This window comes from Bacillus sp. z26, assembly GCF_058313635.1.
The window spans coordinates 996565-1009051 of record NZ_JBZFQM010000001.1 but is presented as its reverse complement, the minus strand read 5'-3'; the positions used below and the strand labels follow the sequence as shown (position 1 = coordinate 1009051).

The window sequence follows — 12487 nt, the reverse complement described above, 5'->3', positions numbered from 1 at the left end:
CCGCACACCAAAAGTTAGAGTGAAAACTAACTTTTGGGGGTCACATCATTACCAGCTTAGCCCTATTATTTATTTGATGGATTGAACAAGTGTATCAACAAATTGTTTTAAACCATTTTCATCCTCTTCATCAAACCGGTTCTTTGATGGACTGTCTATATCGAGTACGCCAATAAGACGGTCATCTTTCAGTATTGGGAGAACAATTTCTGATTGGGATGCAGCATCACAAGCGATATGTCCGGGAAATTGATGAACATCCATTACCCTGATTACTTCTCTTTTTTCAGCTGCTGTTCCGCATACTCCCCGGCCTAAAGGAATTCGTATACAGGCTGGAAGACCCTGAAATGGGCCAAGAATAAGCTGATTTTCTTCATAAAGATAGAAGCCGACCCAGTTTACATCATCTAAAAATTGATTTAATAAGGCTGATGCATTGCTTAAATTGGCGATTAAATTGGTTTCCCCCTCCATAAGTGCTTTAAGTTGTTTTGCCACTAATTGATAGTTTTCCTCTTTCGGTTTGGTATATTTTTCGGCTTGAAACATCATCATTCTCCTTTCCTTGTCATTCTCATTTGAAAATAATATCTAACCATAGTCAGTACGTGCTTTTTGTCGATAAGTTATAGGAGGATAAGTCCCTTAAAAGAAGAAGTACTTCATATAAGGGGATAATCCAGGTGAAAGACCTGTTTGGCATGTTAAGACAGTTGTATCACTTAATATTTCCTGAAAATGTCCATCATAGGGGGAGATGAATTTATGGATAAACTATCTACTAAAAAAGATGACATTTTTGAAGCTGCTGTCTATTTATTCTATATGAAAGGTTACTCGGCAACTTCAATCCGAGACATCGCCCGTCGTGCCGGAGGTAACTCTGCTAATATCGCGTATCACTTTCAGCATAAACAAGGTCTTCTTGAATATTGCTTTACAGATTTTTTTGAAGGCTATACGAAAGGAATTGAGAATATAGCTGAGCAGCTCCCAATAATTGGTCCTAAAGAATGCATCTTAAAGTATACCAAATTTTGTTTGCGGTATTATAGAGATAAATATTGGTTAACTCGTCTGGTATTAAGAGAAATTTCGGTAGACTCAAGTTTGAACAGGGAAATTTATACAACTTATTTATCGAAAGAAAAATATTTTATCAATTTATTCCTTGATACCGGTATGGATTGTGGTGAATTGAAAAAGGTTAATCGATCTATGTTTGTTATGAAACTTAAAGCCTTGCTGAATGAACCATTTATTCAGGCTCAGTACTTCATAGAGGTTTGGCAATTATTCCCAAACGAATTATATTTTATAAACACCTATCAATTAGAAATTGAACGTTTCCTTAAAGACTGTCTATTTGAAGATCGTATTTGTCCTGTTCCCATCTAATCAGATGCTAAACATTTTAACTTTAAGTTACTATTTGCGGTGTCCCAGTGTATCTAAACCTCTTCCAAGATCGGTTGGATGGTGAGCATCAGACCCATAACAGAGGGGAATCCCCATATTCATGGCTGCTTCAATTATAGGAAGAGGGGGATATGTTTCACCACATAAAGATTTAAAAAGACCAGCCGTATTTACATCCAGTTCATATCTATGTCTTTTAATTAATGAAAGGATTGGCAGTAAATAGGTTTCTAAATCCACTTTGCTTGGAAACTTTTTCTGAAATTTTGTTATCAAAGAGATATGGCCGATCCTTCTAGGCTTAAATGGTCCCAAATCACTTATGATCGATTTTTGAAGCGTATGGAAATAGGCTTTATACAATAAATCGACAGACGTGTACTGTTTAATCATAGAAGCGAATTCCGTTTCACTGTAATCGAGGCAAAACCATCGGTCATTATTGTTTAAAAAATGAACAGATAGGATGGAATCATCCAAATAAGGGCCAATTTCATTCAAGAATGTTTTTGTCTCGTTTTCCCAGCCTTCTATATAATCGACTTCCAGCCCGATATTAATGGTAATCTTCGCTTTATACTTCTGTTTACAGCGCTTTATCTCCTCTATATATAGGAATAACTGTTCCATTTGTATGGCACTATCACGTGTAGGTGCTGGATCTAGGAATCCCTTGGGTAAAGGTGCGTGTTCTGTAAATGTGATTTCTTCATATCCCAAATCAATCGCTTTTTCGATATAAGCAGTAATAGGTTCATCGCTTCCGTGCGGACAATAAGAGGTATGTACGTGTCCGTCCTTCATTCTCATTAAAAAGGACCTCCTTTTCGACATAATTATCGTATTCTTAATAATTTCTGGACACTAAAAGAGAGCATTGGACAATTTTTTGCAGAAAAAGTAGATTTTATTAGTTAAAAATACTTTATACCATGTTATCATTAAATCATTGATATGAACTTATTTAGATATTATTTGTCTCGTGTTGAATAGGAGGCTTCATATGAAGTATGTGATAGGGATACTGGTGATTATCTTCATTGCTTTTATTGTTGGAATATTGGCAAGGAAGAAGCACTACAGAGAAATAGATCGACTTGCAGATAAAAAAATAGACATCATGAACAGGCCAATCGCAGAAGAACTGGCCCGGGTAAAAAGCTTGAATATGACTGGGCAAACAGAAAGAATGTTTGAAAGATGGCGCAATGAATGGGATATCATTCAAACTGATCGCCTTGCCGAGGTTGAGACGTTGCTGTTTGATGCAGAAGAATATGCAGACAAGTACCGGTTTAATAAATCTGTACAGGTTCAAAGGCAAATGGAGCATGTTATGGATGAAATAGAAATAACGCTCTCAGCCATGCTCCATGAACTGAATGAACTTGTGGGCAGCGAGGAACAAAATAAAAAACTGGTTGAAGAGCTTTTACTAGCATACCGTGAAGAAAAGAAACGACTATTGGCGCATCGTCATAGTTACGGAGAAGCAGCGGAAAAACTTGAAGAGGAATTTGACAAGCTTGCTCAAGATTTCGAAATATTTACTAATCAGACAGAATCGGGAGATTATTTGGAAGCCAGAGAGCAAGTCCTTGGAATACAGGCTAAATTGCAAAATCTAAAAGAGAAATTAGATGTCATTCCCGATTTAATTGGACATTGCCAAATACATATACCAGGACTTTTACATGAACTGAAAATGGGATATGCGGAAATGTGTGAGCAAGGATATCCGCTGGGCCATATGTATTTTGAGACAGAAATCGAAAAAATGGAACAGGATTTAGAGACATACAGGAATAATATTGTGGAAACCAATATCGAAGAAGCCGCAAAAGGGATTGAAGAATTAAACGTATCCATTCAATCCTATTATGACCTTCTGGAAAAAGAGGTTATGGCCCGTCAGTATGTCTTATCCGTTAAAGATTTATATCAGCAAAAGCTGGATAATTCAATTGACCAGCTCGATAGGCTTGATGAAGAGACCGATTTGGTTAAACAAATTTATCAAATGCCTGAAAAAGAACTGGAAGCACGATCTAATATAGACAAAACGCTGATTACCTTAAAATCAAAATGGGAAATGCTCAAAGAAAAAATAGTAGAAAAAGAGACCGCTTATACTGCATTGAAAGAGGACATCATAGGGCTTGATTCCAAATTGGATGAACTGGAAGGCTTGCAAAAAGAATTTGAAGAGAAATTAAATACTCTTCGTAAGGATGAAATGGAATCAAGAGACTTGATCAGAAAGCTGCAAAAAAACATGTCGGAATCCATACGTATCATTAAAGCAAGCAATATTCCAGGTCTACCGACTTCCTATGAATTAATGGTTGTTCAGGCAAAGGAAAGTATTGCGGAAGTAGTAGGGAAATTAGAAGAAAAACCATTGAATATGAATGCGGTCATGCATCATCTTGATATCGCAAGTGTTGCGGTTAGTCGTGTTCAGGAGGCTACTGTTGAATTGACTGAACAAGTGCTGCTGGCTGAGAAGGTCATCCAATATGGAAACCGATACAGAAGCCAATACCCAACAGTCGCTGTTGCCCTGACTGAAGCAGAAAAGCAATTCCGTAATTATCAATACCAGGATGCATTAGAGCAAGCTGCTGAAGCGATTGAAAAAGTAGAACCGGGTTCACTAAAAAAAATTCAGGAGTTTCTTGAACATAGCCATGTATAGACCAGTCTGGACTTACCAGTCTGGTCTTTTACTTTGTCATTTCGGCATAAGATGAAGCCAATAGAGAAAATTACTTTATAAACAGAATGGGATATGCTACATTTTCTTATTGATAGGAAGGGGAAAAAGCATGATTTATTTAGATAATAGCGCAACAACAAAACCTTATAAGGAAGTTATTGATTCTTTTACAAAGGTTTCAGAAGATTATTGGGGCAATCCATCTTCTTTGCATGGTTTCGGAAACAAGTCTGAGAAGCTGTTGACACAGGCAAGGGAGCAGATTGCAAGTCTTCTGGGAGTAAAGGGTACTGAAATTATCTTTACCTCGGGAGGGACTGAGAGCAATAATCTAGCTATTAAAGGGATAGCAGAAAATTATCGAAATAGAGGGAAGCATATTATTACGTCCTCCGTGGAACATCCTTCCGTAACAAAACCATTTGAACAGTTAAAGAAGATGGGATACGAGGTAACCTATCTGCCGGTCAATCAAGATGGCAGAGTGGAATTACAACAAGTAAAGGAAGCAATACGTGAAGATACCATTTTAGTGTCGGTCATGCATGTTAATAATGAAGTAGGCACTATACAGCCAATTTATGAAATCGGTGATTTACTAAAGAATTATCCTAAAATACATTTTCATGTAGATGGAGTTCAGGGATTTGGTAAAGTTGAACTATCTTTACGTGATGCTTATATCGATTTATATTCTTTATCAGGACATAAATTTCATGGACTGAAAGGAACCGGAATTCTTTACGCAAGGGAAGGGGTTACACTTTCGGCCTTAATGTCAGGGGGCAACCAGGAAAGAGGGCTGCGCAGCGGCACAGAAAGTTTGGCTGGTGCTGTATCGTTAGCTAAAGCAATGAGATTGGCTAAAGAAAAGAGCAATGACGGCATTGTCAAAATGAGCGAGTGGCGTTCCAGGATTCTTCATGGTCTATCCAGCATAGAAAATGTTGTGATTAATTCACCCAAAGAACATGCAGCTCCGCATATTATTAATTTTTCCATTCCTGGACTTAAATCAGAAACCTTCGTTCATACTTTGGAGGAGTTTGGGATCTATGTATCAACAAACAGTGCTTGTTCCTCAAAGAAAAAAACGGTTAGCCAAACACTTCTCGCTATGGGGAAAAATGAGAAAATAGCCGGTAGTTCTATAAGAATCAGTTTAGATTATGATCATTCACCCGAAGAGATAGACAAAGCAATTATGGAAATTGAAAGAGCCATCCAAATGTTAAGTGAGGTAAGAAAGAAATGACAAAATTTGATCATATTGTAATCCGCTATGGTGAGATTACATTAAAGAAACGAAATCGTAAAGGCTTTATTGCTCAATTACGTAAAAATATAAAAAATGCATTGGTAGATTATCCGGAGGTACGTATTGAGGCGCAGCATGAGAGAATGTACATCCACTTACAAGGTGCAGATCACCAACCTATTATTGATATTGTTAAAAAAATATATGGGATTTCATCCGTAAGTCCGGCATTGAAAGTAGATAAAGAAATTTCTGCAATCCAGGAATCTGCTTTGTTTTATATCAATCATTTAACGAGGAAAATCAGTACATTTAAAATTGATGCTAAACGTGCTGATAAGACATTTCCGTATTCGACGTATGATTTAAATGGATTAGTGGGGGGCTATTGTTTGCAGCATGTGGACGGATTAACAGTAGATGTCCATAATCCGGATTTGAAGTTGAGGGTGGAAGTCAGAAAAGATGCAGCTTATATAACTGGTGAAAAAATCATTGGAGCTGGAGGATTGCCAATTGGAAGCAGTGGTTCAGCTATGCTTATGCTTTCAGGAGGGATAGATAGCCCAGTCGCCGGTTATTTAACCATGAAGAGGGGAGTGGAGATAGAGTGTGTGCATTTTTACAGTCCTCCCTTCACAAGCGAACGCTCGAAACAAAAGGTAATAGATCTGGCTAATAAGCTGGCAGAAGTGAATGGGCGAATGGTGTTACATGTTGTACCATTTACCGAAATTCAAAAGTTGATCCAGAAACAAATACCAGATAATTATACAATGACGACTACACGAAGATTGATGCTAAAAATCACAGATGCAATCAGGGAGAAACAAAATGGGCTTGCGATTGTAACGGGAGAAAGTTTAGGGCAGGTAGCCAGCCAAACGATGGAAAGTATGTATACCATAAATGAGGTAACCAATACTCCGATTCTTAGGCCGCTTGTAGCAATGGATAAAACCGAAATTATCGAGATTGCTGAGAAAATTGATACCCATGATATATCGATCCGCCCTTATGAGGATTGCTGTACAGTGTTTACACCTTCCAATCCAAAAACAAAGCCAAAAAGAGAAAAAGTCGGTCATTATGAAAGCTATGTCGATTTTGATCCTCTGATAAGTGAGGCCCTTGAGAATACGGAAATGCTGATTTTTACAGGTAAAAAGGAGAAATCCGAAACAGAAGAATTATTCTAAACCTATTTGTGAACAATTACCATTCTTAATCTAGAATGAAGATATGTGTTTTTACACACTCTATTATCACAAGGAGGTGAAAAACACATGTCAAACAACACAAACAATCTGTTGGTACCAGGAGTTGAACAAGCTCTTGATCAAATGAAATACGAAATTGCTTCTGAGTTTGGTGTACAACTTGGAGCAGAAACAACAGCTCGCGCTAACGGTTCAGTTGGTGGAGAGATCACAAAACGTTTAGTACAAATGGCTGAACAACAATTGGGTGGAGGATACTCCAAATAATTAAATAACATGGCTACAGAAAGCGGATTTAGGTCCGCTTTCTTTTTTTTATAGGTTAAAATCTCTACTTGCCCGTCTCTTGTTCTTGCTTGTTAAGAATCTTACCTAAAATAATTGATATTTCTGACTTTTTCTTTATATGGATGTATAATGGAGGTTGATTACCATTATTTGTATAAGGGAGGAAAGAGAGTTGGAAAATCACAGCCTAATCGCACCGGAACAATATAATCTAGTCAGTGAAGTGGAGAAATATAAAAAGGATGGCATGAGAACAGCTTTAATTTGGGAGGATGAATCTGGAGAGAAGCAACAGATTACGTATGGAGAATTAATGAAAAAAGTGAATAAGGTTGGTAATATTTTGATGGAGGAAGGGCTGAGTGAGGGGGACAAGGTATTAGTAATGATACCTCGTTTAATTGAAGCTTATGTAATCTATTTAGCTATATTAAAAATTGGAGCAGTGGTCATACCATGTTCGGAAATGCTGCGAAAAAAGGATCTTGCGTATCGAAGTACACATTCAGAAGCCAAGGCTATCATTGTCCATAAACCCTATACCGCTTTATTTACAGAAATTATAGCGAAGAAATCTTTTGTCATTAATGGCAATGAAGAAGGATGGATTCAGCTGGATGAAAAAATGGTACATGCATCTGGGGAGTTAAAAATAGCAAAAACAAGCAGAAATCATATAGCTTTTTTATCCTATACATCTGGTACTACGGGGCAACCGAAAGGAGTAGTTCATACTCATGGCTGGGCATTTGCACATCTCAGGACCGCAGCATCAAATTGGTTGTCAATCAGTGAAAAAGATGTTGTATGGGCAACAGCAGGTCCTGGTTGGCAAAAGTGGATTTGGAGTCCATTTTTATCTGTCCTTGGTTCGGGTGCTACGGGTTTTGTTTACCATGGCAAATTTGAAGCAGATAAATATTTATCACTAATTGATGAGCATTTGATAACGGTTTTATGCTGTACGCCTACAGAATATCGATTAATGGCAAAGGTAGATCATCTTAACAGGTATAGCCTTAGAAGCTTACACAGTGCGGTTTCAGCGGGTGAGCCGCTTAATAGAGAAGTGATTGATACGTTTCAAAAACATTTTGGAATTACTGTACGTGATGGATATGGGCAAACAGAAAATACCCTTCTTGTGGGTGTCATGAAGGGGATGAAGGTAAAGGCAGGATCCATGGGAAAGCCAACTCCGGGAAATATAGTAGAAATCATTGATGATGAGGGACGGATCTGCCAAAATGGCGAAGTTGGCGACATAGCTGTCCATATAACTACCCCTGCATTATTTAAAAATTATTATAAGGATCCGGAACGTACAGCTATGCAGTTTAGAGGTGAATTTTACATAACTGGAGACAAAGCGAAAAAAGATGAAGACGGGTATTTTTGGTTTGAAGGACGACGTGATGATATCATCATCAGTTCTGGGTATACAATAGGACCATTTGAGGTGGAAGACGCCTTGGTTAAGCATCCATATGTAAAAGAATGTGCTGTTGTTGGGAGTCCGGATGATGTGAGAGGACAAGTGGTAAAGGCATTCATTGTTTTACAAAAAGGGGTGGATCCTAATCACCCTCAACTAATTAGGAATCTCCAAGACCATGTGAAGCAACTGACTGCTCCCTATAAATATCCAAGAAAAATTGCCTTTGTGGAGGAATTGCCCAAAACAATCAGCGGCAAAATCATGCGTGTCAACTTAAGAAACAAGGAATCTGAATTATATAAAATGCGCTAGTCATATCAACAAAAAGGATGATCCTCAGTAGAATCATCCTTTTTGTTTAGTGTAGAAATCTCTTAGAGGAATGTTCTTTGTACTTTTTCCCAAAAAGAATTATGGCGTAATTTAACTGTTTTAATATATTTTCCGCTCAATTTAAAATCCAATCGATCGATTGCTTGAATACTCATGGCTTCATTGTCCATCCCAATAATCGGGTAATCGTTTTCAATATCTTTAACTTGAAGGGAGAGCGTGCGATTCGGCCCCAGAATGAAAGAGGAACCAAGAGTACGATAATGGTTATTATTCATTGATGCTATTTCACTCACCTGCATACAGTCAAGCAAAGGATCTACAACTGCACCATTGACTGACTTATTGTAGGCTGTACTTCCTGTCGGTGTGGATATAATCATACCATCGCCACGGAATGTCTCAAAGAAGATATCATCAATGTGAACATCTATAGCAAGTGTTTTAACTAATGCCGAACGGAAGGTACATTCATTTAAGCACTCAAAACGTATTTCATGATCGATTGTTCCTTCAATAGTAGGATATTTTCTTACTTCAATGACGGGCTTAGTGACGGCTTCTACCATGCTTTCAGTATCATTGATATAAAAATCGCAATACATATTTAATTGTTTATTCAGTGAAATGCCTGCATATAGACAATCCTCTCTAAACCCCGTTTTACGTACTGCCTGTAGAAATGTACCATCATCTCCAACACTAACAATAATGTTGGCATCTTTATGTTCATCAACTGTAGTAAATCCAAAGTTGACTATTTTTTCCTTTAATGTGTTGATTCTTTCAACTATTTCGTGCCCTTGTTTGTAATAAAAAAAGATATTTCTGCGTTCTCCCATTTTGTCCCTCCTTGTAGGTTTAGGTAAATCTAATACTAATTTTACCCAATATGGTGATATAATCATTCTATCATGAATTATAAGAACATTTGAATTACTTAAGTAGATTGGGGGACAAAATAGTATGAGCAAAAAAAGATGGTTGGCACTTGGAATAGCAGCAGTAGTATTTTTTGTATCCATTCTCATGAATACAGTCTCATCACTTTCTAGTGAAGAATCTGTTATGACTGACTTATTTGAAGATGCCTTATATGAGGAGGACATCATTGAAGAAGGGGATGTGAACAGTCAAATCGTAGTCATGGATGTAGAAGGGGTCATTCAGGACACAGGCGAGGAAGAAAGCTATTTTACAACTGAAGCCTATAATCACCGATCCTTTATGGAAAGATTAAATGCTATCAAGGACAATGATAAGGTGAAAGGAATTATTTTACGAGTCAACAGTCCTGGTGGCGGTGTTGTGGAAAGTGCAGAAATCCATAATAAATTAATGCAAATTAAAAAAGAAACAAAAAAACCAATTTATGTATCTATGGGTGCACAGGCTGCGTCCGGTGGATACTATATTTCAACACCGGCAGACAAGATATTTGCCAGCCCGGAAACATTGACAGGATCACTTGGAGTCATTATGCAAAGTTATAATTTCGAAGGTTTGGCAGAAAAGTATGGAATTGATATGGTCACCATTAAAAGCGGTAAGTTTAAGGATCTTATGAACCCATTCAGAGAAGTAACGGATGATGAAAAGGAAATTCTTCAATCCATGGTTACTAATTCCTATGATCAATTTGTGAAGGTCATTGCAGAAGGTCGGAATATGTCTGAGGAAGAAGTAAGAAAAATTGCCGATGGCCGAGTATATGATGGACGCCAGGCAAAGGAAAATCATTTGATCGATGAGTTTGGCTATTTAGAGGATGTCATTACCAATATGAAAGAGAATGAAAATTTAAAAGAGGCACAAGTGGTTCGTTTAGCCGAATCAGGTAGCCTAGGCTCATTATTTACTATGAAAATGCAACAATGGATCGGTACTGTCGATGAGGTAAGCACAATTAAAAATTTAATGACTGAAAATCAATCACCACGGATGATGTATTTATATTCTGCGGATTAAGGAGGATACAAGTATGACCGATTATCAAGAAGAGATGACTTTAACTGAACAAGTACAGCCTCCTGACTCTGTTCTGGGTCATCAACGTGCGGGTTTTTGGATGAGGTTTTGGGCATATCTCATTGATTTAATTGTAATAGGTAGTTTAAGTCGATTATTTATTAAACCAATCTTTAGGATATTTGATATTCCTATGGAAGATACAGGAATCTTATCCATCTATCTAATTGTGGATTCCATAGTATTTTTCGGTTACTTCGTTCTTACTACCAAATTACTATCTCAAACTCTCGGGAAAATGATTATGGGCCTTCGAGTTGTTTTGCTGAATGGAGAGCCTTTGGATTGGAAATCGGTGATCTTTAGGGAATGGATTGGCCGATATATTTCAGCCATGTTCATGCTCGGCTACATCGTCATTGCCTTTAATCCGAAGAAACAAGGCTTTCATGATATGTTCAGTGATACGGTAGTTGTGTTAGAAAAACGAAATGGATGAATTAAAAAAAAACTGCTCCTTCAATTTTTTTGAAGGAGTCTTTTTTTTAACCTTAAAAACTCATTTTATTTAAATAAGTTTAAATAGCGCCATTCCTGACTATACTGTTTGTTTGAAAACATATTGGGAGGGATATAAACGATGAAGCTTATATTACTGATTAGTTTGGTTGTGCTGATTCTTATATCCATCTTTTTACTATCGAAAGTAACCATACATATTGAATACTATCACGGTCAAGAAAGGGATAGAGCAGTTATTAATATTCGGTTATGGAGAGGGCTTATTAGCTATTCTAAAGAAGTACAGTTGTCTGATAAAAAATTTCAACCTTCTTCTTACCAAGAAAGTACCTATCGGCAAGTTAATCAATCGCCCCATCGAGCCTCTGCTAAAACAGAATCTATATCAATGGAAGATATTCAGGTTGCCTTTCAACAGCTGAAGGAGATATTGGCTCAATTAAGAATTTATCAATCGGACACAAAGAAGTTTACCTCTAAAATCGAATTATCAGACTTACAAATGGAAATCCATTATGGCACTGGAGAAGCATCCACTACAGCTTTGGCAACAGGAGTATTATGGGGCTTATCTGGTGGGATTATCAGCATCATCAGCCAATATTTTTTATTAACAGTACTTCCTGAAATTGAAATCATTCCGCATTTTTCGGTTAAGAAGCCATTTGAAACTAAAATCGAATGCATAGCCCGTCTGCGAATGGCAAAAACTATTCATACAGGTTGGAAACTGGCACGTCTATTACTGAGGAAATGAAAGTACAAAATGCGGATATACAGGAGGTTTTAAAATGTCCAATCATCCAATCGAAGGCCTAATGAATTCGGCTATGGAAAACTTAAAAAGTATGATTGATGTCAATACAATAATTGGTGATCCTGTAGAAACCCCTGATGGCAGTGTGATTATGACAGTGTCAAAGGTTGGTTTTGGCTATGCAGCCGGCGGAAGCGACTATCAAATTAGCCGGAGTACCCAGGGAACTGGCGAAGAGCATCGTCATCCATTTGGCGGAGGAAGTGCAGGTGGAGTTTCGATTACGCCGATTGCTTTTCTGATTGTAAATGCACAAGGGGTGAAAATGCTTCATCTAGATGAAAGCACACATCTTATTGAGAAAATACTCGAGTCAGCGCCGATTGCAATGGATAAAGTAGGATCTATGATTTCCAAGATGGGAGATGGCAATAAAAAAAATAACTCCAATCCGTCTTCATCTGACTCGTCTACAGGTGATTCAGAGAACAATTTCATGTAAATGGTAGTAAGAATTTTAATGTAACCACATTTCATATGCGAATGTGGTTATTTTTTTACA

General features: G+C 37.5%; 13 protein-coding genes. 10 read left to right on the top strand and 3 right to left on the bottom strand.

Annotation, left to right across the window (positions count from 1 at the left end; genetic code table 11):
• Positions 1–69 precede the first annotated feature (69 nt).
• A complete protein-coding gene (locus AC4G3K_RS04740) occupies positions 70–552 on the bottom strand; it encodes a GAF domain-containing protein (protein WP_491132600.1) in 483 nt (160 codons plus the stop codon).
• A 216-nt stretch (positions 553–768) separates the two neighbouring features.
• Here AC4G3K_RS04740 and refZ point away from each other — a divergent pair, with 216 nt between their 5' ends.
• Positions 769–1401, top strand: a complete 633-nt coding sequence (gene refZ, locus AC4G3K_RS04735) for a forespore capture DNA-binding protein RefZ (protein WP_491076125.1) — start codon at positions 769–771, stop codon at positions 1399–1401.
• A gap of 30 nt (positions 1402–1431) precedes the next feature.
• Here refZ and hisJ read toward each other — a convergent pair whose 3' ends face one another.
• A complete protein-coding gene (hisJ, locus tag AC4G3K_RS04730; RefSeq protein WP_491076253.1) occupies positions 1432–2226 on the bottom strand; it encodes a histidinol-phosphatase HisJ in 795 nt (264 codons plus the stop codon).
• Positions 2227–2425: 199 nt separating this feature from the next.
• On the opposite strand from hisJ, the gene ezrA reads away from it, so the two are divergent.
• The 5 genes from ezrA to mbcS all read left to right on the top strand — a co-directional run bounded on the left by ezrA (position 2426) and on the right by mbcS (position 8657).
• On the top strand, positions 2426–4120 hold the full coding sequence (gene ezrA / locus AC4G3K_RS04725) for a septation ring formation regulator EzrA (protein ID WP_491076124.1): 1695 nt from the start codon (positions 2426–2428) through the stop codon (positions 4118–4120).
• A 130-nt stretch (positions 4121–4250) separates the two neighbouring features.
• Positions 4251–5396 (top strand): cysteine desulfurase family protein, encoded by a 1146-nt coding sequence (locus AC4G3K_RS04720; RefSeq protein WP_491076123.1) that lies wholly within the window; start codon positions 4251–4253, stop codon positions 5394–5396.
• The gene (gene thiI, locus AC4G3K_RS04715) at positions 5393–6598 is read left to right on the top strand and encodes a tRNA uracil 4-sulfurtransferase ThiI (RefSeq protein ID WP_491132599.1); all 1206 of its coding nucleotides are present in this window, start codon (positions 5393–5395) and stop codon (positions 6596–6598) included. Before AC4G3K_RS04720 ends, thiI begins: the two co-directional genes overlap by 4 nt.
• Positions 6599–6685: 87 nt before the next feature.
• Entirely contained in the window at positions 6686–6886 is a 201-nt protein-coding gene (locus AC4G3K_RS04710) for an alpha/beta-type small acid-soluble spore protein (protein WP_491076121.1), read from the top strand.
• Positions 6887–7079: 193 nt separating this feature from the next.
• Positions 7080–8657 carry an acyl-CoA synthetase MbcS gene (gene mbcS, locus AC4G3K_RS04705; protein WP_491132598.1) on the top strand — a complete coding sequence of 526 codons (1578 nt, stop codon included), beginning with the start codon at positions 7080–7082 and terminating at the stop codon, positions 8655–8657.
• Positions 8658–8719: 62 nt separating this feature from the next.
• On the opposite strand, the gene AC4G3K_RS04700 is transcribed toward mbcS, so the two are convergent.
• Positions 8720–9520, bottom strand: coding sequence for an NAD kinase (locus tag AC4G3K_RS04700; RefSeq protein WP_491076119.1), 801 nt, complete (start codon positions 9518–9520; stop codon positions 8720–8722).
• A 124-nt stretch (positions 9521–9644) separates the two neighbouring features.
• Between AC4G3K_RS04700 and sppA the strand changes: the two genes are divergently transcribed.
• The 4 genes from sppA (at position 9645) to ytfJ (ending at position 12427) form a co-directional block, all read left to right on the top strand.
• A complete protein-coding gene (sppA, locus tag AC4G3K_RS04695) occupies positions 9645–10646 on the top strand; it encodes a signal peptide peptidase SppA (RefSeq protein WP_491132597.1) in 1002 nt (333 codons plus the stop codon).
• A 13-nt stretch (positions 10647–10659) separates the two neighbouring features.
• On the top strand, positions 10660–11145 hold the full coding sequence (locus AC4G3K_RS04690; RefSeq protein ID WP_491132596.1) for an RDD family protein: 486 nt from the start codon (positions 10660–10662) through the stop codon (positions 11143–11145).
• A gap of 141 nt (positions 11146–11286) precedes the next feature.
• Entirely contained in the window at positions 11287–11925 is a 639-nt protein-coding gene (locus AC4G3K_RS04685) for a DUF2953 domain-containing protein (protein ID WP_491076116.1), read from the top strand.
• Positions 11926–11959: 34 nt separating this feature from the next.
• Entirely contained in the window at positions 11960–12427 is a 468-nt protein-coding gene (gene ytfJ / locus AC4G3K_RS04680) for a GerW family sporulation protein (RefSeq protein ID WP_491076115.1), read from the top strand.
• Positions 12428–12487 lie beyond the last annotated feature (60 nt).

Excerpts from the sequence above, each read along its gene's own strand:
- thiI (WP_491132599.1), top strand. The coding sequence starts at position 5,393 with ATGACAAAATTTGATCATATTGTAATCCGCTATGGTGAGATTACATTA.
- AC4G3K_RS04720 (WP_491076123.1), top strand. The coding sequence starts at position 4,251 with ATGATTTATTTAGATAATAGCGCAACAACAAAACCTTATAAGGAAGTT.
- AC4G3K_RS04740 (WP_491132600.1), bottom strand. The coding sequence starts at position 552 with ATGTTTCAAGCCGAAAAATATACCAAACCGAAAGAGGAAAACTATCAA.
- sppA (WP_491132597.1), top strand. The coding sequence starts at position 9,645 with ATGAGCAAAAAAAGATGGTTGGCACTTGGAATAGCAGCAGTAGTATTT.
- ezrA (WP_491076124.1), top strand. The coding sequence starts at position 2,426 with ATGAAGTATGTGATAGGGATACTGGTGATTATCTTCATTGCTTTTATT.
- AC4G3K_RS04690 (WP_491132596.1), top strand. The coding sequence starts at position 10,660 with ATGACCGATTATCAAGAAGAGATGACTTTAACTGAACAAGTACAGCCT.
- hisJ (WP_491076253.1), bottom strand. The coding sequence starts at position 2,226 with ATGAAGGACGGACACGTACATACCTCTTATTGTCCGCACGGAAGCGAT.
- refZ (WP_491076125.1), top strand. The coding sequence starts at position 769 with ATGGATAAACTATCTACTAAAAAAGATGACATTTTTGAAGCTGCTGTC.
- ytfJ (WP_491076115.1), top strand. The coding sequence starts at position 11,960 with ATGTCCAATCATCCAATCGAAGGCCTAATGAATTCGGCTATGGAAAAC.
- AC4G3K_RS04710 (WP_491076121.1), top strand. The coding sequence starts at position 6,686 with ATGTCAAACAACACAAACAATCTGTTGGTACCAGGAGTTGAACAAGCT.
- AC4G3K_RS04700 (WP_491076119.1), bottom strand. The coding sequence starts at position 9,520 with ATGGGAGAACGCAGAAATATCTTTTTTTATTACAAACAAGGGCACGAA.
- AC4G3K_RS04685 (WP_491076116.1), top strand. The coding sequence starts at position 11,287 with ATGAAGCTTATATTACTGATTAGTTTGGTTGTGCTGATTCTTATATCC.